General features: G+C 61.1%; 24 protein-coding genes and 1 tRNA gene. 9 read left to right on the top strand and 16 right to left on the bottom strand.

Annotated elements, in window-relative coordinates:
* Positions 1–26: 26 nt before the first annotated feature.
* Positions 27–668, bottom strand: coding sequence for a cytochrome-c oxidase, cbb3-type subunit II (gene ccoO, locus ACYQ4Z_RS02250; protein WP_459859926.1), 642 nt, complete (start codon positions 666–668; stop codon positions 27–29).
* Positions 669–686: 18 nt separating this feature from the next.
* Positions 687–2120, bottom strand: coding sequence for a cytochrome-c oxidase, cbb3-type subunit I (gene ccoN / locus ACYQ4Z_RS02245; RefSeq protein ID WP_459859925.1), 1434 nt, complete (start codon positions 2118–2120; stop codon positions 687–689).
* A gap of 208 nt (positions 2121–2328) precedes the next feature.
* On the opposite strand from ccoN, the gene ACYQ4Z_RS02240 reads away from it, so the two are divergent.
* A protein-coding gene (locus ACYQ4Z_RS02240) for an IS3 family transposase (protein ID WP_088178290.1) occupies positions 2329–3884 on the top strand; the annotation gives its coding sequence in 2 pieces (ribosomal slippage) (positions 2329–2761 and positions 2761–3884; 1557 coding nt in all).
* 200 nt (positions 3885–4084) lie between these two features.
* On the opposite strand, the gene ccoS is transcribed toward ACYQ4Z_RS02240, so the two are convergent.
* The 10 genes from ccoS to ACYQ4Z_RS02190 all read right to left on the bottom strand — a co-directional run bounded on the left by ccoS (position 4085) and on the right by ACYQ4Z_RS02190 (position 12734).
* A complete protein-coding gene (ccoS, locus tag ACYQ4Z_RS02235; protein ID WP_325162780.1) occupies positions 4085–4282 on the bottom strand; it encodes a cbb3-type cytochrome oxidase assembly protein CcoS in 198 nt (65 codons plus the stop codon).
* A 1-nt stretch (position 4283) separates the two neighbouring features.
* Entirely contained in the window at positions 4284–6779 is a 2496-nt protein-coding gene (locus tag ACYQ4Z_RS02230) for a heavy metal translocating P-type ATPase (protein WP_459859924.1), read from the bottom strand.
* A gap of 125 nt (positions 6780–6904) precedes the next feature.
* Entirely contained in the window at positions 6905–7672 is a 768-nt protein-coding gene (locus tag ACYQ4Z_RS02225; protein WP_119334693.1) for an SDR family NAD(P)-dependent oxidoreductase, read from the bottom strand.
* 92 nt (positions 7673–7764) lie between these two features.
* Positions 7765–8112 (bottom strand): iron-sulfur cluster insertion protein ErpA, encoded by a 348-nt coding sequence (erpA, locus tag ACYQ4Z_RS02220; RefSeq protein WP_119334692.1) that lies wholly within the window; start codon positions 8110–8112, stop codon positions 7765–7767.
* 65 nt (positions 8113–8177) lie between these two features.
* A complete protein-coding gene (gene argC / locus ACYQ4Z_RS02215) occupies positions 8178–9206 on the bottom strand; it encodes an N-acetyl-gamma-glutamyl-phosphate reductase (RefSeq protein WP_219972818.1) in 1029 nt (342 codons plus the stop codon).
* Positions 9207–9291: 85 nt separating this feature from the next.
* On the bottom strand, positions 9292–9684 hold the full coding sequence (gene rpsI, locus ACYQ4Z_RS02210; protein WP_285615180.1) for a 30S ribosomal protein S9: 393 nt from the start codon (positions 9682–9684) through the stop codon (positions 9292–9294).
* A gap of 10 nt (positions 9685–9694) precedes the next feature.
* Positions 9695–10123 carry a 50S ribosomal protein L13 gene (gene rplM / locus ACYQ4Z_RS02205; protein WP_119334689.1) on the bottom strand — a complete coding sequence of 143 codons (429 nt, stop codon included), beginning with the start codon at positions 10121–10123 and terminating at the stop codon, positions 9695–9697.
* A gap of 86 nt (positions 10124–10209) precedes the next feature.
* Entirely contained in the window at positions 10210–11649 is a 1440-nt protein-coding gene (locus ACYQ4Z_RS02200; RefSeq protein ID WP_459859923.1) for a sensor histidine kinase, read from the bottom strand.
* Positions 11646–12329 carry a response regulator gene (locus ACYQ4Z_RS02195; protein ID WP_487247285.1) on the bottom strand — a complete coding sequence of 228 codons (684 nt, stop codon included), beginning with the start codon at positions 12327–12329 and terminating at the stop codon, positions 11646–11648. Before ACYQ4Z_RS02195 ends, ACYQ4Z_RS02200 begins: the two co-directional genes overlap by 4 nt.
* 18 nt (positions 12330–12347) lie before the next feature.
* On the bottom strand, positions 12348–12734 hold the full coding sequence (locus ACYQ4Z_RS02190; protein WP_459859922.1) for a PepSY domain-containing protein: 387 nt from the start codon (positions 12732–12734) through the stop codon (positions 12348–12350).
* Positions 12735–12866: 132 nt separating this feature from the next.
* Between ACYQ4Z_RS02190 and ACYQ4Z_RS02185 the strand changes: the two genes are divergently transcribed.
* From ACYQ4Z_RS02185 to ACYQ4Z_RS02175, 3 genes are read left to right on the top strand one after another with little or no spacing between them, the layout of a single operon-like run.
* Positions 12867–13286: a DUF1924 domain-containing protein gene (locus tag ACYQ4Z_RS02185; protein WP_459859921.1), complete on the top strand. Its 420-nt coding sequence runs from the start codon at positions 12867–12869 to the stop codon at positions 13284–13286.
* 3 nt (positions 13287–13289) lie between these two features.
* Positions 13290–13793: a diheme cytochrome c gene (locus tag ACYQ4Z_RS02180; RefSeq protein ID WP_459859920.1), complete on the top strand. Its 504-nt coding sequence runs from the start codon at positions 13290–13292 to the stop codon at positions 13791–13793.
* Positions 13775–14404, top strand: a complete 630-nt coding sequence (locus ACYQ4Z_RS02175) for a cytochrome b/b6 domain-containing protein (RefSeq protein ID WP_459859918.1) — start codon at positions 13775–13777, stop codon at positions 14402–14404. Before ACYQ4Z_RS02180 ends, ACYQ4Z_RS02175 begins: the two co-directional genes overlap by 19 nt.
* On the opposite strand, the gene ACYQ4Z_RS02170 is transcribed toward ACYQ4Z_RS02175, so the two are convergent.
* The 3 genes from ACYQ4Z_RS02170 to ACYQ4Z_RS02160 are packed head-to-tail and all read right to left on the bottom strand — an operon-like array spanning position 14338 to position 18106.
* Complete coding sequence (locus ACYQ4Z_RS02170) at positions 14338–16047, bottom strand: ArnT family glycosyltransferase (protein WP_459859916.1); 1710 nt, start codon at positions 16045–16047, stop codon at positions 14338–14340. The two genes, ACYQ4Z_RS02175 and ACYQ4Z_RS02170, sit on opposite strands and share 67 nt — an antisense overlap.
* Positions 16044–17366 (bottom strand): ATP-binding protein, encoded by a 1323-nt coding sequence (locus tag ACYQ4Z_RS02165; RefSeq protein ID WP_119334682.1) that lies wholly within the window; start codon positions 17364–17366, stop codon positions 16044–16046. The genes ACYQ4Z_RS02170 and ACYQ4Z_RS02165 overlap by 4 nt, the downstream gene beginning before the upstream one ends.
* The gene (locus ACYQ4Z_RS02160) at positions 17363–18106 is read right to left on the bottom strand and encodes a response regulator (RefSeq protein ID WP_119334681.1); all 744 of its coding nucleotides are present in this window, start codon (positions 18104–18106) and stop codon (positions 17363–17365) included. The genes ACYQ4Z_RS02165 and ACYQ4Z_RS02160 overlap by 4 nt, the downstream gene beginning before the upstream one ends.
* A 188-nt stretch (positions 18107–18294) precedes the next feature.
* Here ACYQ4Z_RS02160 and ACYQ4Z_RS02155 point away from each other — a divergent pair, with 188 nt between their 5' ends.
* Complete coding sequence (locus ACYQ4Z_RS02155; RefSeq protein ID WP_119334680.1) at positions 18295–18822, top strand: Spy/CpxP family protein refolding chaperone; 528 nt, start codon at positions 18295–18297, stop codon at positions 18820–18822.
* 390 nt (positions 18823–19212) lie between these two features.
* The gene (locus ACYQ4Z_RS02150; RefSeq protein WP_119334679.1) at positions 19213–19632 is read left to right on the top strand and encodes an OsmC family protein; all 420 of its coding nucleotides are present in this window, start codon (positions 19213–19215) and stop codon (positions 19630–19632) included.
* Here ACYQ4Z_RS02150 and ACYQ4Z_RS02145 read toward each other — a convergent pair whose 3' ends face one another.
* Positions 19633–20217, bottom strand: coding sequence for an RNA pyrophosphohydrolase (locus ACYQ4Z_RS02145; RefSeq protein WP_217125658.1), 585 nt, complete (start codon positions 20215–20217; stop codon positions 19633–19635). It abuts the gene before it with no gap.
* Positions 20218–20349: 132 nt separating this feature from the next.
* Here ACYQ4Z_RS02145 and ACYQ4Z_RS02140 point away from each other — a divergent pair.
* From ACYQ4Z_RS02140 to rplU, 3 genes are all read left to right on the top strand, one after another.
* Positions 20350–20425: transfer RNA gene (locus ACYQ4Z_RS02140), tRNA-Lys, on the top strand.
* A gap of 15 nt (positions 20426–20440) precedes the next feature.
* Positions 20441–22957, top strand: a complete 2517-nt coding sequence (locus ACYQ4Z_RS02135) for an excinuclease ABC subunit UvrA (RefSeq protein WP_219973089.1) — start codon at positions 20441–20443, stop codon at positions 22955–22957.
* A gap of 47 nt (positions 22958–23004) precedes the next feature.
* On the top strand, positions 23005–23316 hold the full coding sequence (rplU, locus tag ACYQ4Z_RS02130) for a 50S ribosomal protein L21 (RefSeq protein WP_119334676.1): 312 nt from the start codon (positions 23005–23007) through the stop codon (positions 23314–23316).
* The last annotated feature ends 9 nt before the right edge of the window (positions 23317–23325 follow it).

Raw genomic sequence — 23325 nt, 5'->3', positions numbered from 1 at the left:
GGCTCAGCTCCCTTGCCTCATTGCCGTCATTGGAAGTTGGAGAGCGCCCGACCCAACCCTTGGAGGTAGGCGATCACCGCGTCCATTTCGGTCTTGCCTTCGAGCATCTTCGGCGCGTTGGCAATCTCCTCTTCCGTGTAAGGATGCCCGAGCTTTTGCAGCGCCCGCATCTTCGCTTGGATCGCGTCGATGTCGCTCTGCTTGATCGGGCGGTTCAGCCACGGAAACGCCGGCATGTTCGATTCGGGCACGACGTCACGCGGGTTGTTGAGGTGGGCGCGGTGCCATTCATCCGAATAGCGCCCGCCGACACGATGCAGGTCGGGCCCCGTCCGCTTCGAACCCCAAAGGAACGGGCGGTCGTAGATGTATTCGCCTGCGACCGAATAGTGGCCATACCGTTCGGTTTCGGAACGGAACGGACGCACCATCTGCGAATGGCAGTTGTTGCAGCCTTCGCGGATGTAGATATCGCGCCCAGTGAGCCGCAACGCGTCATAAGGTTTGACGTCGAGCGGTTTGCCGTCCCGGTCGATCGGCTTGGTGGTCGAGTGCTGGAAGAAGAGCGGCACGATCTCGACCAACCCGCCGATACTCACCGTGATCAACGTAAAGATGATCAGAAGCGGCAGACTGCGCTCGATGATGTCGTGTTTCGAATGAGCCATTTTTTTCTCCTCAACCGATCAGTGCGCTGCTGCAGGCGCCGGCAGGATGCGCTCTTCCGCCGGTTGAGCGCCCGAAATCGTCTTCACCACGTTGTAGAGCATGATCACCATACCGGAAACGTAGAGCAGACCACCCAGCGCACGAATCGCCCAGAACGGATAAGAGGCTTTCACCGATTCGATGAACGCGTACGTGAGCGTACCGTCGGCGTTGGTCGCACGCCACATCAACCCCTGCATCACGCCGGAGATCCACATCGACGCGATGTAGAGCACGATCCCGATCGTCGCGATCCAGAAGTGGAGCGTGACGAGCTCTTTCGACCACATTTCGGTCTTGCCGTAGAGCCGCGGGATCAGGTAGTAGAGCGAGCCGATCGAGACCATTCCCACCCAGCCGAGCGCGCCGGAGTGGACGTGGCCAACGGTCCAGTCGGTGTAGTGCGAGAGCGCGTTCACCGTCTTCACCGACATCATCGGCCCTTCGAACGTGCTCATCCCGTAGAACGAGAGCGAGACGATCAAGAACTTGAGGATCGGGTCGTCACGCAATTTGTACCAGACACCCGAAAGCGTCATGATCCCGTTGATCATTCCACCCCAGGACGGTGCCAGGAGGATCAGCGAGAAGATCATCCCGAGCGACTGGGTCCAGTCAGGCAAAGCCGTGTAGTGGAGGTGGTGCGGCCCGGCCCACATGTAGGTGAAGATGAGCGCCCAGAAGTGGACGACCGAGAGGCGGTACGAATAGACCGGGCGACCCGCCTGTTTCGGGACGAAGTAGTACATCATCCCAAGGAACGCCGCGGTGAGGTAGAAGCCCACGGCATTATGGCCATACCACCATTGCACCATCGCGTCTGCCGCACCGGCATAGAGCGAATAGGACTTCCACAGCGTCACCGGAATTTCCGCGCTGTTGAAGATATGAAGCAACGCCACCGCGATGATGAACGCACCGTAGAACCAGTTCGCGACATAGATGTGGCTGGTCTTACGCTTCGCGATCGTGCCAAAGAAGACGATCGCGTACGCGACCCAAACCAGCGTGATCAAGACGTCGATCGGCCATTCGAGTTCGGCGTACTCTTTCGAAGTGGTGATTCCAAGCGGCAGCGTAATCGCCGCAAGCACGATCACCGCTTGCCAACCCCAGAAGGTAAAGGAAGCCAACGCGGGCGCAAAGAGCGACGTATGACAGGTACGCTGCACCACGTAGTACGACGTAGCAAAGAGCGCACACCCGCCGAAAGCGAAGATCACGGCGTTGGTATGCAACGGCCGCAAGCGACCGAAGTGGAACCACTCACCGAGCTCGGTAAAGTTGAGCTGCGGCCAAACGAGCTGGGAGGCAATGAGAACCCCCACAGACATCCCGACGATGCCCCAGATCACCGCCATGATGGCGAACTGGCGCACGACTTTGTAGTTATAAGTCGTTTGCGCTTCCATAAGACCTCTCCTATCCAGAGATACCCAAAACACCGGCGTCAATGCCGCCACCCATTAGGATACACCGATTGCAAAAAGAAGTTTTGATCTAAATCAACAAAGCGTTCTGATTGTAGCAAAGCGATTCGGGTGTTGCCTTCCCCTCTGTGTCAGAATAGTTGTCGTCTCGATAGATCCTGAAACCAGAGGGCGACAAAGGAAGAACGAAGTGGCCAGATACGGACAGTCCTTCAAGGACAGGGCGGTTGCACGGCTGTTGCCGCCAGAAAGTGTCGCGGTGCAGACGCTGGCGCGAGAGCTGAGCATTTCAGCTGCGACGCTAGCGCGCTGGCGAGCCGAGGCGCTCTCCCAGCCCGTTGGCGAGCGGGGCTGGAGTGCGGGGGCCCGATTCGAAGCGGTGCTCTCGACCGCCGCGATGGACGAGGCGAGCAAAGGGGCCTGGTGCCGCGAGCATGGCGTGTATCCCCAGACGCTCGAGCAATGGCGCACCGCCGCCCTGCAGGCGCTCGATGAGCCCGAGGAAGTCGCACGGCAGGCTCTGCGGGAGAAGAAGGCCGAGCGGGGTCGCATCAAGGAACTCGAGCGCGACCTGCGCCGCAAGGAAAAGGCGCTGGCCGAAGCGGCAGCGTTGCTGGTGCTATCAAAAAAGCTCGAAGCGATCTTCCCCAAGGACGAGGACGCATGATCGGCCTGGAAGATCGCCAAACACTGGTCCGACACATCGATGAGGCACACGCAGCCGGCGCGCGCCTACGCCCGGCCTGCGAGGTCGCAGGCATGACGCTGCGCACCCTGCAGCGCTGGAAAGCGCAGGAAGGACTGCGCCAGGGGGACCGCAGGCCCCTGGCAAAGCGTGCGCAGCCGGCGCATGCGCTCAGCGACGAAGAACGGGCGAGGATCCAGGCGTTGGCCAACGAGCCCCGTTTCGCCGACCAACCCCCGGCGCGCATCGTCCCCACGCTGGCCGACGAGGGCGTCTATCTTGCCAGCGAATCGAGCTTTCAGCGCGTGCTGCGTGCCCACGGACAAACCCGTCACCGTGGGCGCAGCCGTGCGCCGCAGCGCACGCGAGCGCCGACGACGCACGTAGCCAGCGCCCCCGGACAAGTGTGGTGCTGGGACATGACCTACCTGCCCACCCACGTGAAGGGGCAGTGGTTCTACCTGTATCTGATCATGGATCTGTACAGCCGCAAGATCGTCGGCTGGGAGATTCATGCCACCGATGAGGCAGAACACGCGGTGAGCCTGCTCAAGCGCACCGCGTTGGCCGAAGGCCTCCACGCCCTGCCGGAAAAACCCGTGCTGCACGGCGACAACGGCAGCACGCTCAAGGCCACCACGGTGTTGGCGATGCTGCACTGGCTGGGGATCAAGCCCTCATACTCTCGCCCCAGGGTGTCCGACGACAACGCCTTCGTCGAATCGCTCTTCAAAACGGCGAAGTACCGCCCCGAATTCCCGGCGCGCGGCTTTGCCAGCCTGGACGAAGCCCGCCAGTGGGGACAGCACTTCGTGCACTGGTACAACGTCGAGCACCGCCACAGCGGCCTGCGCTACGTCACCCCCGCCCAACGGCATGCCGGGGAAGACCATGCGATCCTGGCGGCACGGCACCAGACCTATCTTCAAGCCCGCGAACGTCACCCGGCGCGCTGGTCCGGGCAGACACGGGACTGGACACCGATCGGGGCCGTCACGCTCAACCCGGAACGGGACAGCGTCGTTCGGGACTCTACCCAAGCTGAAATAGAAGGCAGGTGATTGCATGAATCAGGCGACAACTATCTTGACTTGTTCCGCTTCAGGGAATTTGAAACTCCAGATAAAAAAAGGGTGCGAATCGTTCGCACCCCCAACCCCAACAGAGAGACAAGAAACCCAACGGCCGCCACGTTGCGCGAACCGCAGAAACATTATATCCGTAACGCCTTTGCGGTTCTTTGACGCAGGTCAACAGAGGTTCATTTTTTCGCGTCGCGCGCCGCTGCGTCTGGACGGCTTTCCGGTTTGGTGGGCTCCTCGTCGAAAAGGATTTGGTAGGCCGGCCCCTCGAGGTCGTCGAACTGGCCACGTTTTACCGCCCACCAGAAGACCCCTCCGATGACCACCACCAAAACCAGCGAAAGCGGGATCAACAGGTACAAGATTTCGAGTTCCACCTCACACCCCTTGTTCCGGATCGACCGGAAGCCGCTGTAGGCGCAGTGCATTGAGCACGACGAGCAACGAACTGACCGCCATGCCGATTCCCGCAAGCCACGGGGTCACCCAGCCCGCCATTGCCAGCGGTATCGCCACGAGATTGTACCCGAACGACCAGCGCAAATTTTGCCGAATGATCGCAAGCGTTCGTTTCGCCTGCCGATAAAGCAGCCACACACCCCAAAGCGAATCCCGCACCAGGATCACGTCGGCATGATGGCGGGTCAGATCGGCGCCGCTTCCCATCGCGATACCGACATCGGCTGCGGCAAGCACAGGGGCGTCATTGACACCATCCCCGACCATCCCGACGACCGCCCCCTGCGCACGCAGCGCAAGCAGGCGTTCGTGTTTGGTTTCCGGCAAAAGATCCCCCTCGGCATCGGCAATTCCGACCGCTTGCGCGACCGCAGCTACCGCCGGTGCACGGTCCCCCGAATAGAGGTGGGGCGTCACCCCCGCCTGGACGAACCGGGAGATCACCTGAGGCGCCTCCGGTCGCAACCGGTCTTCGAGGAAAAAGAGGGCGAGCCAACCGGCTTCGTCGGCAAGCGCGACGACGGTCTCTGACGTCTGCCCATCCGCCCATTCCTGAGCGTAAGACGACAACGGGGCGATCCCCAACGTCGCTTCGACCCATGCCGGCCGACCCAGCGCAACCTGCCGCCCGCCGATCGACGCGGAGAGCCCACCGCCAGTTTCGTGCCGCAACGCGACCACAGCGTGCCGTTGCTCTGTTTCCACGTCAGCCGGAACTGCGCGCCGCAACGCACGCGCGATCGGGTGGTTGCTTCCCGCTTCGAGTGCGACCGCCAACGCAAGTGCCTGCATTTCATCGCAGCGGGCAGGATCCAACAACCGCACCGATCGTAGCGCGGGCTCTCCTTCGGTGAGCGTCCCCGTTTTGTCGAAGATGCAGTCGGTCATACGCGCTGCGGTCTCCAAAACATGACCACGCGTGACCAAAACGCCGCGCCGCAACAGCGCATCGGTTGCAGCGGTGACTGCAGCCGGTGTCGCCAACGCCAACGCGCAGGGACATGCCACGATCAACACGGCAACCACCGTGGGTACGATCTTTTCTGGCGCCCACCAGGCCCAAAAGAGCGCAGTGGCCACGGCCAACGCCAACACGGTACCCACGAAACGTCCCGCAAGTCGATCGGCTTCGGACGCGATGCGGGGGCGTTCGCTTTGCGCCCGTTCGACCAACCGACGAATACTCGCCAGACGGGACGCTTCGCCGACATGGGTCACTTCGACCACGACCACGCCGCTGCCATTGACGCTGCCGCCGATTACTTCGTCCCCGACCCGTTTCGGCACGGGACGGCTCTCCCCGGTCAGAATCGCCTCGATGGCGTCACTTTCTCCTTCGACCATCACGCCATCCGCGGGAAAGACTTCGCCCGGTTTGACGCGGATACGATCCCCAGCGGTGAGGCGGACCGCCGGCACGACCTCGAACGTTTGCGTTTCGGCGTTCCACCGCTCGGCCACCGCAGGCAGCGCGCGCGCCAGTTCATCGAGCCCGCGGACCGCACGCTGGCGCGCCGCCATTTCGAAATAGCGGCCCGTTAGCAAGAAAAAGGCGAACATGCTCACCGAATCGAAATAGACGTCGGCATAGCCCGTGAGCATCCCGAAAACACTGGCGCCGAACGCGATCAGCAGCCCGAGCGCGACCGGTACGTCCATTCCGATGCGACGCTGCTTGAGATCACGCCACGCGTTGCGATAAAAGGGGCCGCACGAGTAGAACATTACGGGAAGGGTCAGCAGGAACGAAGCCCAATAAAAGAGCTGACGGTAGCTGGGATCCATCTCGCCGTCGCCTGCGAGGTAGGTGGGCACCAGATACATCATCACCTGCATCGACGCGAAGCCCGCCACGAAAACCCGCCAGAGCATCGCACGTCGTTCGCGCTGTGCCACTGCTTCGCTCGTTTGCGGATCGAACGGATAGGCGCGGTAACCGATCTCTGCAACCGCCTGCAGAATCCGCGAAAGCGACGTCTCATCCGGGTTCCAGCGCACGAGCGCGCGTCGGGTTGCGTAGTTGATCTCGACGTGGGTCACCCCTTTTTGCCGCCGCAGATGCTGTTCGTTGAGCCAGACACACGCGGCGCAGGTAATCCCTTCGAGAATCAGTGAAACTTCGCGCTCATGAGGGGACGCGGGACGGGAAAGCTGTTCGACCAGCTCCGGCGCGTCGAACGTCTCCAAGGTTTTCAGGACATCCGGCAACGCTTCGCGCACCGGCTCCGGCATCGCGTCCCGATGGCGATAGTAGTTGGTCAATCCCGCCGCAACGATCGCGTTGGCAACGGCTTCACACCCGGCGCAGCACATCCGCCGGGGCGTGCCGTCGATCGTCACCCAGTAATGACTTTCCGGGGGAATCGGCAAACCACAGTGGTAACAGGTCTCTTGGGTTTTAGCGGTTTCGTTCATGAACGGACGGGATTGCGCCACACGCGCGGGCGTAAGTGGCGATTGTACCCGATGACCCGTCCTTGCTGCGGGCACCTGCACCGGGCACTCCGCAGCCGGTAGGATCGGCGCGCCCCGGTCACACCTTACTTCGCGCTCATCCGGATTGCGCCGTCGAGGCGAATGGTCTCACCGTTGAGATACGGATTGCTCACGATGTGCAACACCAGCGCGGCATATTCGGCCGGTTTGCCCATGCGCTGCGGGAAAGGGACCATCGCGTGCAGCGACTGCTGCACCTCTTGCGGCATCCCCAGGAGCATTGGGGTCTCCATGATCCCGGGCGCAATGGTCATCACCCGCACCCCGTGCCGCGCCAACTCCCGCGCTGCCGGCAATGTCATCGCAACGATCCCTCCTTTCGACGCGGCATACGCAATTTGACCGATCTGCCCTTCGAACGCTGCGATCGACGCCGTATTGACGATCACCCCGCGCTCGCCGTGTTCGTTGGGCTCGTTGCCGATCATCCGCGCTGCCGCAAGCCGCATCGTGTTGAAGGTACCGGTCAGGTTGATCGCAATCGTGCGTTCGAAAGAAACGAGCGCGTGTGGTCCTTCGCGACCCACCAATTTTTCCGCCGGTGCAACCCCGGCGCAGTTCACCAAGACATCGATGCGTCCAAACGCTGCCACGCCCGCCTCGAGCGCCTCCCGCACCGAGGTTTCGTCGGTGACGTCACACGGGCAAAAGCGCGCAGCGGCACCCAGTTGCCCGGCAACCGCCGCCCCTTTTTTCGCATCGCGATCGAGCAACACCACTTTGGCGCCCTGCGCCACCGCGGCTTGGGCCGTCGCTGCGCCCAACCCCGACGCGGCACCGGTGATCACGAAAACGCGATCCGAAATCAACATCGGCTCCTCCTTTGTTACGTTAACGTCAACGTCACATCGTACCACAAAAAACCGCCCCTTTGGGGCGGTTCACTGTTCGGCGGTCTCGCGATTCAGACAGAAAACGACGACCCACAGCCGCAGGTCGTCACCGCGTTGGGGTTGCGAATCACGAATTGCGCACCGTTGATGTCTTCGACGTAGTCGATTTCGGCACCCACCAGATATTGGTAGCTCATCGAGTCGATCAGCAACGTCACGCCGCCTTTTTCGACCACCGTATCGTCGTCCGCCACTTCCTCGTCGAAGGTGAATCCATACTGAAAACCGGAACACCCGCCACCGGTGATGAATACGCGTAACTTCAGATTGGGGTTACCTTCCTCTTCGATCAGCTCGCGCACTTTTGCGGCAGCGGCATCCGTAAATACCAGAACATCGTCGACGACTGCTTCGCTCATTGGGTCACTCCTTGTTCGTACCGATAGCAATAACTTAGCGTTTTAGTCGGAAAATTGCAACCCCCTTACGGGCTGACCGGCACCTGCATAAGCCCCGTCGTCTCCGGCAACCCGAACATCAGGTTCATGTTCTGTACCGCTTGCCCCGCGGCCCCTTTCATCAAATTGTCGATCACTGAGAGAACCACCACGCGACGACCGTTACCGGGGCGATGGACCGCGATGCGGCAGAGGTTCGCCGCGCGTACGGAACGGGTTTCGGGATGCGACCCACTGGGCAGAACGTCGACGAACGGCTCTTCGCGATAGAACGTTTCGTACAGCACCTGGAGGTCGACTTCCGTTGTGAGTTCCGCGTAGAGGGTGGCATGGATGCCGCGAATCATCGGGGTGAGATGGGGCACGAACGTGAGCGCGACGTCTGCCCCCGCAAGACGGGCCAACCCCTGGACGATTTCGGGTTGGTGGCGATGCCCGGCAACACCGTAGGCTTTGAAATTGTCACTGGCTTCCGCAAAAAGGGTATGCACCTCCGCTTTACGTCCGGCGCCCGAAACGCCCGATTTGCAATCGGCGATCAACCCTTCGCAGCGCACCACCTGCGCTTTGACGAGCGGGGCAAGGCCAAGCTGCACCGCAGTGGGATAACAGCCAGGATTGGCCACGAGCTGTGCGGTACGAATTTCGTCACGGAAGAGCTCAGGTAGCCCATAGACCGCTTTCGCCACCCATTCAGGTGAAGCGTGCCGCATCCCGTACCAGCGTTCCCAAACCGCGACGTCACGTAAGCGAAAGTCCGCAGCGAGATCGATCACCCGAACCCCTTTCGCGAGGAGCTTTGGCGCCTCGTGCATCGCGATTCCGTTCGGGGTCGCAAAAAACACGACGTCACAGGCATCGAGCGGTGCTTCGTCCGGGTGGGAAAACGCCAGATCGACCCGTCCGCGCAGCGACGGAAAGAGCTGCGCCACCGGGGTTCCCGCTTCGCCGCGCGATGTGATCGCATGCAGCGCGACGTTCGGATGGCCGACCAGCAGCCGCAGCAGTTCGACTCCCGTGTAACCGGTTCCCCCCACGATACCGACGCGAATCATCGTCACTCCTTGATTGATTGTCTGGTGACAGGATAACAAAAAAGCCACCGCAAGGTGGCTTTTTTGTCTGGAAAAGATCTTTTGCTTACCGCTTCGAGTACTGCTCGGCGCGGCGGGCTTTCTTGAGACCCACTTTCTTGCGTTCGACCTCACGAGCGTCGCGGGTCACGAACCCGGCTGCGCGCAATTGCGCTTTCCACTCCGGATTGTAGTCGATCAACGCGCGGGTGATCCCATGACGCACCGCACCGGCTTGCCCCGACTCACCGCCACCTTTCACGGTGATGGTGAAATCGAACTGCTCGGTAACGCCCAAGAGCTCGAGCGGCTGACGCACGATCATGCGCGCGGTTTCCCGCGAAAAATAGCTGTCGACCGGCTTACCGTTCACGACGATGTTGCCTTTACCCGGCTTCAAAAAGACGCGCGCCACTGCTTCTTTGCGACGCCCGGTTCCGTAATTTTGATTGACCGCCATCATGCGCTCCTCAGATATCGAGCGGTTTCGGTTGCTGCGCAGCGTGCGGATGCTCCGGCCCTGCGTAGCACTTCAACTTTTTGATCATCCGGTACCCAAGCGGCCCTTTTGGCAACATCCCTTTGACCGCTTTTTCCAGCACCCGCTCCGGATGCTTGGCCAGAAGCTTTTCGAACGTGGTTTCGTACAGCCCACCGGGGTAGCCCGAATGGCGATAGTACTTCTTGTCTTTCGCCTTGTTCCCCGTGACGCGGATCTTATCGACGTTCACCACGACGATATAGTCACCGGTATCGACGTGCGGGGTATAGATCGACTTGTGCTTGCCGCGAAGGCGCCGTGCGATTTCCGAGGCCAAACGCCCCAAAACCTTGCCGGACGCATCCACGACGTACCAGTCGCGCTTCACTTCATGCGGTTTGGCGGAAAAGGTTTTCATGTGCATCCTCTGACTGTCTCTTGTTTGGCCGCGGGCGCAGCCTCTTCTAGAAAGAGCGAGATCATAACGGAAAAGGTGCTGTGCTGTCAATGGCTTTCGGCAACGAATCGACTGGGAAGGAAGAGCGAAACCCGTGCGCCCCCATAGCGCTCACTGCCGAGCCACGCGATCGACCCTCCCAAGGCGCGGACGATGGTTTGCGCAACGTGCAAACCCAGACCGGCTTGCGGCAACAACGACGCGTCAGACGCGTTCGCTGCTTCCACCGACGCGCAGGCTCCCATCGACCCTGACGATTCGTGCGCACCCTCGAAGCCTGGGCCGTCGTCTTCGATCTCAATCCGCCAGCCCGAATGCCCCTGCACGACCTCTGGAACGACGCGAACCCCGACTCGGGCTCGGGCGTGCCGTGCCGCGTTCTCCAAGAGATTTCCCAGTAGCTCTGTCACGTCACGCGCATCGCCCACTACCTGGCAATGGGCAGGCCAATCGCAAGACCACTGCAGCGCTTTTTCCGCAAAAATCGTCGTCATCGCCGCTACGATCCGTTCGAGTACTTCGGCCAGATCGCACCGCTTGCCCAATGCGCCGCGGCTCGCTTCCGCCCGGGCAAGCGCGAGATAATGGCGGACGTGGGCGTGCGCCAACTCTGCCTGCGCCACGATTTCGTCTGCCCACGGCTGTTTTGCCTCTTGCCGAGCAATCTGCAAGATCGCCGCCAACGGCGTCTTCAACGCGTGCGCCAACTGCCCAGTCTGGCGACGCCCGGTCTCACTCTGCTCGCGTAAGGTTCGAAGCAACGCGTTGAACGTCGCGACCACGGACGCGAGCTCCGTGGGGTACGACCCCGCAACGAAGTGCGCTTCGCCCCGTTCTACTGCAGTGAGCGCGCGTTCGAGCCGCCGCAATGGTCGCACCCCTAACCCCCATTGCACCAAGCCACCGGCAAGCAAGACCACCACGACACCAGCCAGAATCGTCCACAACTCTTGTCGAAACTCCTCGTCGATCGCTTGAAGCTGCGCCTGATCCCGAGCAACGGTCACCCGCCACAACTGGCCCGCTTCCTCCTCCCAGCGAACCACACGAACCAGTGCCAAAAGCCTTTGTCCATCTGGGCCAGCGAGATCCCGCAACAGTACCGGGGACCCTTTCCCCCAGTCAGCCCGCTCAGGAAACGCCAGACGGAAATCCCACAGCGACCGCGACGACCACACGGCGTCCGTTCGATCCAGCCGCTCGACTTGCCAATACCATCCCGAATAGGGGCGACGCCAGCGTGGGTCGGCAAGTCGTTCGGCAACCCGTTCCGGAAGGTCAAGCGGGGCGCTTTTCGCCAATTCGGGCAAATTGGCTGTAACGGCATCGAGCTGGAAGGTCAATTCGGCGACTTGCTGTTCCTCCAAATGGTCATGGAATTCATACTGGAGCCACTCGGCCAGCATGGCGATCGTCACCCCAGTGACGACCATCGCCACCACAAACCACTGCCAGCGCAACGACCGCAACATGGTCACGTTGGTCACACTCCCTTTTCCGGATCACCCTTGGGCAAGGTGACCCGGTAACCCATTCCCCGTTCGGTGACGATTGGCAGTTCGGGTAATTTTCGTCGCAACCGCGCGACAAAGACCTCGACGGTGTTCGATTCGGGATCCTCGCCGTCGCTGTAAAGCCGTTCCCGGAGAAAATCCTTGCTGACGATACGCCCAGCACGAGTCACCAACCCTTCAAGGAGCGACCACTCTTTCGCAGTCAAGCCGATCGGTGTTCCGTTTCGGGTCACTTGGCCGGCGATGAGATCGATCGCCAGATCGCCACACCGAATCACCCCTCTGGCCTCGCCGGTGGCGCGCCGCAACAAGGCGCGCACCCGCGCCACCAGTTCAGCGGGATGATACGGTTTGGTAAGGTAATCATCGGCACCAGCTTCGATCCCATCCACTTTTTCGTACCAGGCATCACGCGCGGTCAGAATCAGCACTGGCAGCGTCACCCCCGCAGCGCGCCACCCCTTGAGAAGCGTGAGTCCATCGCGGCCGGGTAAGCCCAAGTCGAGCACGATCAGGTCGTGTATCCCTTCCCGCACCCAAAGATCCGCCTCGTTTGCGGTCGCAGCACCGTCGGCGGCAAAGCCTACCCTTTGTAACTCTTGGACCAGTCTGGCCCGTAGCCCCGCTTCGTCCTCGATCACCAAAACGCGCATCTTCGCCACCCAGCTCATTCACTCCGTACACCGCGCATCCACTCCTTCCTGACAGGTTTTTCCTTTTTCACGGAGCAATGCGCCACTTTGTGCGTCGTAGTAGCGCTCGATGAGCTGCCCGTCGGTAGTCAGCCATTTCACCTCATAGACCCAGCCAGACGGGGACCAATCTTTGTCTTCAAGCTCCACCTCGACGAGATGTCCGTCGAGCGCTTCCCGCACCTTGGTCAGGATCGTTTCGAACGGCACCAACTCACCGCGCTGGATCGCATCGAGCATTTGTGCCCGTTCGGCCTTTTTGGATGCATGCGCAAGCGTGATTCCCAACCCGTCGCTGTTTACCTGGATCACACCAACCGTGAGCGCGGCCCCAGCGATTGCGCCCAAAAGATAACGACTGCGCATGGTTTACCCCTTTCTTTCTACGCACGTGTCGAGAAGGTACGCGCAACGAGTGAACAATGCCTGAACGACGCGTTCAGCCCGCATTCAGTTTGTCCCCCCACAATTCGAGCACCTGTCTTCTGGGAGAAGCATATGAAACTCAAACAGGTTGTCGTCACGATCGCACTTCTGTCGAACGGCTTCGGAGCTCATGCCCAAGAGCCACAGACGCCGAGCGATTTTCTCACCGCGTTCGCAACCGAGGCAACACGCCAAGACCCGCAATTCCGTCCGGATCCCGGGAGGGGCGCGGCTTTCTTTCGCAAACGATTTGCTCAGAACGACCGCATGCCATCGTGCAGTTCTTGCCATACCGAAAATCCCGCACAAGCCGGCAAGCACGTCATCACGGGCAAACCGATCGCGCCGCTTGCCCCGCGCGCCAACCCGGAACGGTTCACGAACCCGCGCAAGGTAGTCAAATGGTTTCGCCGCAACTGCAAAGAGGTTGTTGGCCGTGAATGCACCGCGGCAGAAAAGGCCGATTTTCTCGCGTTTCTTTTGGGAGCATAAACCATGAGCCGTACTACTCGTTTTTTTGCGATCCCCCTCGCCCTTGCAGCCACCGTGACGACCACGGCAGCGAGAGCAGATATTCGGGGCAATTGGATCGCCCAAGCGCCAACGCAATACCAGCAGGAGTGCAGCAGCTGTCATATCCCGTTCCCGCCACAACTCTTGTCGGCTGACGCATGGAAAGCGGTAATGGCCCAGCTCGATCGTCACTACGGCGACAACGCCGAAATTCCTGCCGATACCGCGCAGGCCATCACTGCGTACCTCGTCCGTTGGGCCGGACCGGAGCGCAAAGTAGGCTCGCCCCCCGGTAACCCGCCCAGACTCACCCAGACACGCTATTTTCAAAAAGAGCACCGAAAAATCCCGCGCGCCATCTGGTCGCGCAGCGACGTGCGCTCGCCAGCCAAATGCGGCGCTTGTCACCAACAAGCGGATCGAGGAATTTTTGACGACGAAACGATCAAACTACCAGGAGTTGAAAAATGGCGCGAGAACGATTGACCGTACCGATTTGGGATCTGCCTGTTCGCGTAGGCCACTGGCTGTTGGCCGGCTCGGTCGCATTGGCTTGGATAACGGGTGAGAGCGAAACCTTCCGTCTGTGGCACGCGGCTATTGGCGGCACCGCGTTGGGAATTGCCCTCTTCCGAATCGTCTGGGGGTTCATCGGTTCCCCGCCTGCCCGGTTTAGCGCGTTCGTCCGCCCGCCCAGCGAAGCGATCGCGTACCTGAAGACGCTCAGCACCGGTTGGACCACTGGGAATGTCCCACACTACACCAGCCACAACCCGGCTGGCGGTTATGCGGTGCTCGCGTTACTGGCGTTCGCAATCGTCACACCGCTCACAGGTTGGTTCACCTTCAACGAAATCGGTAGGGAGTTTTTCGAACAACTCCATGAAGCGGTGGCCAACCTTTTCCTTGCCGTGATCGCGATCCATCTGGCAGGCGTTGCGGTCGGGAGTATTGCGCATCGCGAATCGCTTCCCAAGGCGATGATCACCGGCAAAAAACTGGCCACCCCCGATGAGGCGATCACAGCCGCTTACGGCTGGGGACTTTTCCCGCTGCTGCTGGCAGCTGGCTTAGGTGCCTGGTGGGCCATTCGATAACAGACCCAATCGCTGCGCCATGGCAAGCATTCGCCGTGGCGCAGCCGTTTATGATCCACCACGACAAGCGCCACCCCATCGGGGTGCGCAGCGAACCAATCGGACACCTCCTCGGTACCAATGCGTGGCAACGGCTCCTCGAGCCGCGCAGCGAAATGCCACGCGCCATGGTGCCTTCCATCGACGAAGACCACCGGACGCCCCGCGTCGCGCAGCGCTGTGATCCGGGTAGCAATCGGCTGAGGATCGAACGCCCCTTGACTGGCCCAGGATGCGGTGGCGCTCAGCCAAACCACCACGCACCACGCCACCATCAGCGCGGCGATTACGGCAGCAGAAACGTTTGCTTTCGTTTCGCTGCGTCGCAACCACCAGAAGTAACTCAGCGCGATCCCGCCCAGACCCGCGCCGACCACGACCCAACGCGGGGTCAGCCACGCAACCGTCTCTTCCCAGCGGGGCACCCAGGGAGCAACCATCAAAACGAGCGCGGCAGCGGCAAGTGGCAAGACCAAAACGAAATGGCGAATAGCCGCGAAGGCAGCGTCGCGTTTTTCCCGTTCGTTCGTTTCATGCTGGACCGCATGCGCAGCAAAGGCGAACGCTACCGCAAGAAACGGCAAAAAGGGCAGCACATATTGCGCGCGCTTACCCGCGATCAAACTAAGCAGCACCACACCGGGCGCCACCGCCGCCACCACGAACCGCAGCCCCCACTGACGCGATGCCCTCGTGGCACCCTTCCAAAGAACGCCACGCCATCCCAAAGGCCAGACCATCGCGATGATCACCGGCAGATACCACCACCACGGCGCTGCGTGGTCCGCACCCGCGCCCAGCCGTCCGATCCCTTGCGCTTCCAATACCGCCCAAAACGTCTCTGCCCCATTGCGCCAGTAGACCGCCGCAAGCCACGCCAGGGGCAACAATGCGCCCACCATACCCCACCCTACGGCGCGCGCCACGGTGCGCCACCGGTCGCGCCAGGGCAAATGACTGGCCCACCAAGGCAGCCCCAGAACGAGGCCGACGAAGGGAACGGCAACGAGCGGCCCTTTCATCAGTGCGCCTAATCCGGCCGCGAGCGCCAGCCAACCCCCTCCACGCCCCGTTTCCGCCAGCCGCAGCAACATCAACGCGCCCAGCACGACAAAAAAGGTCAGCGGCACGTCGAAATAGAGCGCACTGCTCCACGCCGGCCACGCGATGAAACCACTCAGTGCCGCAGCAGCCAACCACGGCGCAGGAGCGGTACGCAACGGTTCCCCCCAGGGCACGGCAGGCACTTTGGGCACACCCTGCTCAAGCTTTTCGGACGAGCGCACCGTCAAACGACGCATCAGCGCCGCCACCGCCCACAGCACCCCCAATGCAAAAAACACAATGAGCAAACGTGGCCACCATGCATTGACGTCGAAAACGAGCCACCCCAGACGGATCAACCAGAAGAGAAGCGGTGGCTTTTGCACGTACGGTTCCCCTTCGAGAAGAGGCATGAGCCACACATCACGCCAGTGCATCTCCCAGGCAACGGCCAGGTAGCGGGTTTCATCGATGGGAAAAGGGTGACGAACGAAGAGGGCAACGAGCCCCCCCAGCAAACCGGCACCTACCGACCATAACAGCCACGTTCTGTTGCTCACGCTCTGCTTCCTCCGCTCTGAGATAGCGATGCCGGATCGTTCGGTACGCGCAACTGTCGCAAACGAATACGCACCTGCAAACCGCCATAAGGCGATTCCGACAACACCAACCCGTCACCTAACCGTTCGGCCAAATTGCGCACGATCGCCAGCCCCAACCCGACACCCCGCCCCGCTTCCCGGCTACGCGCTGCGTCAAGGCGGACGAACGGAGCAAAGACCCGCTCGCGCTCGGCTTCCGGGATACCGGGGCCATCATCGTCGACCTGCACGACCCACTCGTTGGATTCCGGAGCGAGTGAAATCCACACCCGCTGCGCATGGGCAAGGCCATTTTCGACCAGATTGTCCATGAGGCGCGCCAACAAACCGAAGTCAGTGGCAAGCGGGGCGGATGGTGGTACCACAAGCGTCACCGCTGGCCAATCACCATAGCGGGTTTTCAGCCACTGCACCAGATCGTGACATTCCACCGCAAGCGGCGGTGCGAGCGAATGGAGGTAGGCGTTCGCTTGATCGGCAAGGTAGGTCAGCTCGTCGAGGTCGCGCACGATTCCCTGCCGAACCTCGTCTTCAGGCAACAATTCCGCGCGCAAGCGCAACCGCGCAAGCGGTGTTCGCAAATCGTGTGCGATACCAGAGATCAGCAAGGTGCGTTCGCGTACCAGGCGTTCGATCTGTGCTTCCAACCAGGCGATGGTGGCGGCGGTTGCCCCGCGGTGCCTGGGAACGCCACCGTGCGCGGCAGCATCGTCGTTGGCTGCCACAGTTCCCTGCGCCACCACCGAAATTGCGGACAGTAGCGGCTGCATGACCTGACGCAAACCCCAATAGGCCAATGCACCACTTCCGGCTGCAACGACCAGCAAGGCCAAAAGCGCCCAGCCCATCCCTTCTCGGGACGGCGGCGGGGGCAGCAAGAGCGTCGCCGAAAGGGGGCGACCGTCCGGAAGCAGTACGGTCACCCCCTCCTGCTCAGCGCTCACCCACGCGACAGGTGCACCGATTCCCGGTAACGTCTCCGGCCACGGATCGCGAAGCGGCTGCACCTGGCTTCCCGGCGGGGGCAGCCCTTGCCAGACGAGCAAGGGCGGGAACGGCGTCGCCCCTTCGTACAGCCATCCACCGTTTGCCAGCAACTCGGCCGCTTGGGTCAATGCGTTTTTGACCTGCTCGGCAACGTGGGCCTGCCGTTCTTGGGCGATCATCGTCACCCAAAATCCCCACGAGGTAGCGACCAAGACCACGATGAGGAGGGTCAACGTCGCGACCAAACGGATCTGCAGTCGTCGCCACGCCTGCTGCCAGTCGTTGCTCACGAATCCTCCGCCGCTACGGATGCGCTCAACACGTACCCTTGTCCGCGAACGGCGCGCAAAAGGGGCATCCCGTCACGATCGTGCCCGAGCTTCGCCCGCAACCGACTCACCGCAACGTCGATCGCACGATCGAAAACGTCCGATTCACGCCCCCGGGTTGCGCGCATGAGGTAGTCGCGATGGAGCACCTCACCCGGATGGTGCACGAACAAAGAGAGCAACGCGAAATCACTCCCGGTGAGCGGCTGGATCGTCCCATCTACGGCAACCAGACAGCGACGCGCCACATCGAAACGCCACGGCCCAATCCGCCAAGCAGTTGGCGCCAACCCGTGCGGCGTTGCAGCTGCTCCCCCACCCAGCCCACGGGTACGGCGCAGAATCGCTCGTAACCGCGCTTCCAGTTCCCGCGGAAGAAACGGTTTGGTCAAATAGTCATCGGCCCCCATCTCCAAGCCGGCAATCCGATCGAAATCGTCGGCGCGCGCCGTCAGCATCAAAACCGGCAAGTGGGCAGTGGCGGGATTGGCACGGAGCCGTCGCAAAATGGTCGGACCGTCCTCTTCGGGTAACATCCAGTCGAGCACGAGGATATCGGGCAGCCCTTGCGCCAACACCCCGTCGAGCGCTGCACCGTCTCGCACCGCATGCGCTGCGAAACCGCGCCGATTGAGATCGGCAACGAGAAGCGTTCGCAACTCCGGGTCGTCATCCACGACCAAGACCGAGGGCAACCCCATCCGTGCTCCTTTTCGTCCGTGAACTTCCCGAAGTGTACAAAGAATTCCGCGACGCATCGCCGCTGTTACGTTTTGTTACGTTTTGACGTAACGGCGCAATCGTTCTGTTGCCGCCCAATGGTCTAATGACAACCGTCGGGACTGACCCGACCGATCGAACCCCATAACCTTTTTCAGGAGAACGCAAAATGGCACGCAAGCAAATCGCACGTACGACTCTGACATCCCTTCTGGTTTCTGGCCTTGTCGCCACCGCAATGACCAGCTGGGCACGTTCCCCGATGGACGAAATGCCTCATGGTCCCGGCATGATGGCGCCCAAAGAGATGGGGCCTCGCATGCCTGCCGACCCCGAAGCGTGGAAAGAGCGGATGGCGGAACGGCAAGCGGCAAAACTCGACCGCCTGGAGGTTCTCCTGCAACTCACCGAGGCGCAGAAACCGGCTTGGCAAGCGTTTCGCAAAGAATGGCAAGCGCTGCACGAAAAACGGTTCGAAGCGCATCGTGCGAAACAAGATGCGTTCCAGGAGACAGATAAGGTACTGGAGCGCTTGAAACTGCGCGAAACGATGCTCCAAGAGATGATCGAAGATGCGCGCAAAGAGCGCCAGATCGTCGAATCGTTCTACGATCAGCTCACAGATGCGCAAAAACGCATTTTCGACCAGGAGTTCATGCCGAAACGGGGCGAACACCGCAAACCGAAGCACCGGTAAGCTTTTTCACCCTTCCTAGGGACTTCTCCCCCCCGTTCGACCCGCTTGCCCACTGGGTAAGCGGGTTTTTTCGACCACGCGCATGGATCACCGTGCGCGACATTGCGCCCCACACCCGTTTTATGCAAAAAAAACGCCGCCACTTGAATGTGGCGGCGCACAATCCACACCAAAGGAGGAGGTGGAGGAGACACCCATGCACACCGGAAAAACCGTTTCCGTTGCGCTCAGGCGTTACTATACTGAACCGCGGGCCAGAATGCAAGCTTTTTTTGTGCATTGCACAATAATAATTTTTATTGATCATTAGCTATCGCTTATTCCCGATCGCAGACGCGACGGGTAGCACGTTGGTTACAATCGGCAACATGGATCAAAGAGGAGAAAAGCATGGAATGTACGGTTCGTTGGGTAACGGCAAAGACGTTTCTCGCAGAGACCGGCTCGGGACACACGGTCGTGATGGACGGGGCGCCAGAGGCTGGTGGGCGCAACTTGGCCCCGCGGCCCATGGAGCTGCTGCTTGCTGGTGCCGGGGGATGCACGGCATTCGACGTCGTCGCCATTCTGGAAAAAGGACGGCAACCGGTGACCGGCTGCACGGTCACGCTCTCCGCGGAGCGCGCAGAGAAGGACCCCAAAGTCTTTACCCGAATCCGATTCCACTACCTGGTGAAGGGGCGTAACCTCGACCCCAACAAAGTCAAGCGTGCCGTTGAACTCTCCGCGGAAAAATATTGCTCCGCGTCGATCATGCTCGGCAAGACCGCGCAGATCGAGCACACGTGGGAGATCATCGACGAAACGTGATCAACAATAAACCGGCTCTTGAGAGATGGGCAGCAACGCCTCCTGTTGCGCCCCTCGCTCCCCCGCTTGCTTGCGCCACAGTTGGGCATAGTCCGAACGCTGCGGCGGGGGCGGTACGGGCAGGAAACGGGCCAACTCGACCAACGCCTGCTGGTAAACGGGGCGTTTGAACGCGATCACCCCACCCAATGGAACCCAGTAATAAGCCCAGCGCCACGCGTCGAACTCGGGGTGGTGCGTGGCGCGCAAGCTGACCTGGAAATCCCGTCCGACGAAGCGCAGGAGAAACCACAACTGTTTCTGCCCACGGTAGCTGTCTCGCCATTGGCGCTTGATCCAACGGCGGGGCACATCGTACTTGAGCCAATCGCGCGTATGGCCGAGAATCTCCACATGTTCGGGTCTGAGACCGATCTCTTCATGGAGCTCGCGGTACATCGCTTCCACAGGGGTCTCCCCCTGCTTGATCCCCCCTTGTGGAAACTGCCACGAATGCTCACGGATCCGTTTTCCCCAAAAAACCTGATTACGCGCATTGACCAAGACGATGCACACGTTTGGGCGATAACCCTCACGATCGAGCATCGCGAATACCTCAACTTTTCGTTACGTGTTATTGTTCCACAGCGCCTCTCTTTCAGGAATGGGTTGACACGCGAAACAAAAATCCGTACCATAGCGGCTCTTCGCACGGTGCAACGCCGGGCAAACCAGAGTGGGTCGTTAGCTCAGCTGGTAGAGCAGCGGACTTTTAATCCGTTGGTCGCAGGTTCGAATCCTGCACGACCCACCAGCAAAGTCACGTTCCATGATCACCATTCGCGGTGCTCGCACCCACAACCTCAAAAATATCTCCCTCACGATTCCCGACAACCAGATAACGGTGATCACCGGCGTATCCGGTTCCGGGAAATCATCCCTGGCGTTCGATACCCTCTTTGCCGAGGGGCAGCGGCGTTACCTCGATGCCCTTTCGCTTTCCGCCAGACAGTGGCTCGACCAACTGCCACGGCCCGACGTCGACTGGATCAGCGGATTACGCCCAGCGATCGCCCTGACGCAACAGACCCTCAACGCTTCCCCCCGTTCGACGGTCGGCACGATGAGCGAGGTGCTTGACGCGTTGCGTTTGCTGTTCGCGCGGCTGGGAACGCCGCACTGCCCCCACCATCCCGACGAACCCCTGGCCCGTCATTCGCTGGCCGAAATCCGGGATACCGTACTGAACCGCTGGGAAGGAGCGCGGATTGCGCTGCTGGTTCCGAAACGCGCGCTTCCCAACCACCTCACCACCTTTGAGGCATTGCGCGCTGCTGGTTACGCCCGTCTCTGGCATGACCAGCAAACGGTCGAGCTCGAATCGTGCTTCGGCCCCATCCCCGAAAACGCGGCGGTGGTGATCGACCGTCTGAAAGTTCGCCCCGAGCAGAGCGCGCGGCTCACTGACAGCCTGGAACACGCTTTGACGCTCGGTTCCGGAACCGCGCTGGTTTGTGACCTCGACCAGAGCGCAACGCTACGCTTCGATACCCACCCCACCTGTCCGCGGTGCGGTTTCACTGCGGCCGAACTCGAGCCACACCATTTGTCGTTCAATCACCCCGCCGGTGCCTGCCCCACGTGTCATGGCCTAGGCATGATCGAGCGCGCCCAGCCACCCCAAACGGCACCAGCCGACCCCCCACCAGCGGACCACACCCACCTGTGCCCCGATTGTCTTGGTACCCGTCTCAACCCCGCCGCTCGCGCGGTCCGATTCGAGGGCGCAACCTTACCGGAACTCGAAGCGCTGCCTCTCGAAGCGTTGCATTCTGCCGTTCGCGAATGGTCAGCGCACTACCACACCCATCCGGTTGCGCAACCGATCCTTCAGTTGATCGAGGTGCGCCTCCGACAGATGGTTGCGTTGGGGTTGGGCTACCTGACTTTGGCCCGACGCACCCCCACCCTTTCCGGGGGCGAACGGCAGCGGGTGCGACTCGCCACCCAACTGAGTAACGCGCTTTCGGGCGTGCTCTTCGTCCTCGACGAACCCACGAGCGGACTCCATCCGCGGGACATCCGGAAAGTGCTCACCGCGCTCGAGCAGTTACGCGACGCGGGCAATACCGTTGTCGTCGTCGAACACGACGCAACGACGATGCACGCTGCCGACCACCTGATCGAAATCGGTCCGGGTGCCGGAGCACACGGCGGAGAAGTGGTCTATCAAGGCGATTATCGCGGTCTCACCGCCGCGAACACCCCCACGGGCCACTTTCTGCGCAAACCGATCGATCTCTCCGCGCACCGCAAACCGATCGCGCCAGAGCACCCCGCCGTGTGGCATCTCGGCGCCCGCGTGCACAATCTCAAAGGCGACCCCATCGCCTACCCGGTAGGCGCCCTGATCGCTGTGTGCGGAGTTTCCGGCGCGGGAAAATCGTCACTGCTTTTCGACGCGCTCGAACCGTACGTGCGTGCGACGCTCGCCAAACAGCCCAGCGACCCCGCTTGGGGCCGACTCATGTTCGGCACCTGTGCCGCACCGCCCAGTTCCGACGCGACGAGCGATGGACCACTGCCTTGGCAGCGCATCATCACCGTCGACCAGCAGCCCATCGGGCACAACGCGCGTTCCACCCCCGCGACATTCACCGGCATCATGACCGCGCTGCGCGAATGCTTTGCGCAGACACCAGAAGCACGCGCCCGCGGGTATACCGCAAGTCGATTTTCCTACAACGTCCGGGGTGGACGGTGCGAAGTGTGTCAGGGCGAAGGGTGGCGAAAAATCGAGATGCAGTTCCTTCCACCGGTGATCGAACCCTGCCCAGCATGCCACGGTGCTCGCTATAACCGCGAAACCTTGGAAATTCGCTACCGGGGGGTGACGATCAGCGAGGCGCTCACGCTTTCGGCACAAGACGCGCTGAAGCTTTTCGACAACCATCCTCAGATCCGCCGGGTCTTGACGACGCTCGTCCAGCTGGGGCTCGGTTACCTCCCGTTGGGGCAGCCGGCACCCACCCTTTCCGGCGGCGAAGCGCAACGGCTCAAATTGGCGCGCGAACTCGCCAAACCCGCCCCCTCACCGACGCTCTACCTTCTGGACGAACCCACCACGGGGCTGCATTTCGCCGATATCGAAAAACTGCTCACCGCACTCTTTCTGTTGCGCGACGCGGGACACACGTTGATCGCTGCCGAACACGACCCCGATTTTTTGCGCCACGCCGACTGGCTGATCGAGCTGGGGCCAGAAGGGGGACCGAATGGCGGGCATTGTTGCGTCCAGATGCCAGGACGAGACCAAACCATTGACGAAACAACGACAAAGCAATAGAATTGCGCGTTCTTCATTCCTTAGATTGAATAGACTGGAGCAGCGCCATGTATGCGGTCATAAAAACCGGCGGCAAGCAGTATCGCGTATCCGTCGGCGAAAAGATCAAAGTAGAACAGATACCGGCAGAAGTGGGCACAGAGCTCTCGCTGACCGACGTTTTGATGGTCGGTAGCGGTGACACGGTCAAAGTCGGAACCCCGTTGGTGGACGGCGCCGTTGTCAAAGCCACTGTGGTCGCGCACGGACGCCACCCCAAGGTCCGGATTTTCAAATTGCGTCGCCGTAAGCACTACATGAAACGGCAAGGGCATCGGCAGAATTACACCGAAATCCGCATCGACGCGATCGAAGGTTGATCGGATTTC

The sequence above is a fragment of the Hydrogenophilus hirschii genome (assembly GCF_054656675.1).
Note: the sequence above shows the minus strand (reverse complement) of the source record. Positions and strands in the feature narration are given on the sequence as shown.

Coding starts and splice junctions, on each gene's coding strand:
- ccoO (WP_459859926.1), bottom strand. CDS start 668: ATGGCTCATTCGAAACACGACATCATCGAGCGCAGTCTGCCGCTTCTG.
- ccoN (WP_459859925.1), bottom strand. CDS start 2,120: ATGGAAGCGCAAACGACTTATAACTACAAAGTCGTGCGCCAGTTCGCC.
- ACYQ4Z_RS02230 (WP_459859924.1), bottom strand. CDS start 6,779: ATGAACGAAACCGCTAAAACCCAAGAGACCTGTTACCACTGTGGTTTG.
- ACYQ4Z_RS02225 (WP_119334693.1), bottom strand. CDS start 7,672: ATGTTGATTTCGGATCGCGTTTTCGTGATCACCGGTGCCGCGTCGGGG.
- erpA (WP_119334692.1), bottom strand. CDS start 8,112: ATGAGCGAAGCAGTCGTCGACGATGTTCTGGTATTTACGGATGCCGCT.
- argC (WP_219972818.1), bottom strand. CDS start 9,206: ATGATTCGCGTCGGTATCGTGGGGGGAACCGGTTACACGGGAGTCGAA.
- rpsI (WP_285615180.1), bottom strand. CDS start 9,684: ATGGCGGTCAATCAAAATTACGGAACCGGGCGTCGCAAAGAAGCAGTG.
- rplM (WP_119334689.1), bottom strand. CDS start 10,123: ATGAAAACCTTTTCCGCCAAACCGCATGAAGTGAAGCGCGACTGGTAC.
- ACYQ4Z_RS02195 (WP_487247285.1), bottom strand. CDS start 12,329: ATGCGCGTTTTGGTGATCGAGGACGAAGCGGGGCTACGGGCCAGACTG.
- ACYQ4Z_RS02190 (WP_459859922.1), bottom strand. CDS start 12,734: ATGCGCAGTCGTTATCTTTTGGGCGCAATCGCTGGGGCCGCGCTCACG.
- ACYQ4Z_RS02185 (WP_459859921.1), top strand. CDS start 12,867: ATGAAACTCAAACAGGTTGTCGTCACGATCGCACTTCTGTCGAACGGC.
- ACYQ4Z_RS02180 (WP_459859920.1), top strand. CDS start 13,290: ATGAGCCGTACTACTCGTTTTTTTGCGATCCCCCTCGCCCTTGCAGCC.
- ACYQ4Z_RS02175 (WP_459859918.1), top strand. CDS start 13,775: ATGGCGCGAGAACGATTGACCGTACCGATTTGGGATCTGCCTGTTCGC.
- ACYQ4Z_RS02160 (WP_119334681.1), bottom strand. CDS start 18,106: ATGGGGTTGCCCTCGGTCTTGGTCGTGGATGACGACCCGGAGTTGCGA.
- ACYQ4Z_RS02155 (WP_119334680.1), top strand. CDS start 18,295: ATGGCACGCAAGCAAATCGCACGTACGACTCTGACATCCCTTCTGGTT.
- ACYQ4Z_RS02150 (WP_119334679.1), top strand. CDS start 19,213: ATGGAATGTACGGTTCGTTGGGTAACGGCAAAGACGTTTCTCGCAGAG.
- ACYQ4Z_RS02145 (WP_217125658.1), bottom strand. CDS start 20,217: ATGCTCGATCGTGAGGGTTATCGCCCAAACGTGTGCATCGTCTTGGTC.
- ACYQ4Z_RS02135 (WP_219973089.1), top strand. CDS start 20,441: ATGATCACCATTCGCGGTGCTCGCACCCACAACCTCAAAAATATCTCC.
- rplU (WP_119334676.1), top strand. CDS start 23,005: ATGTATGCGGTCATAAAAACCGGCGGCAAGCAGTATCGCGTATCCGTC.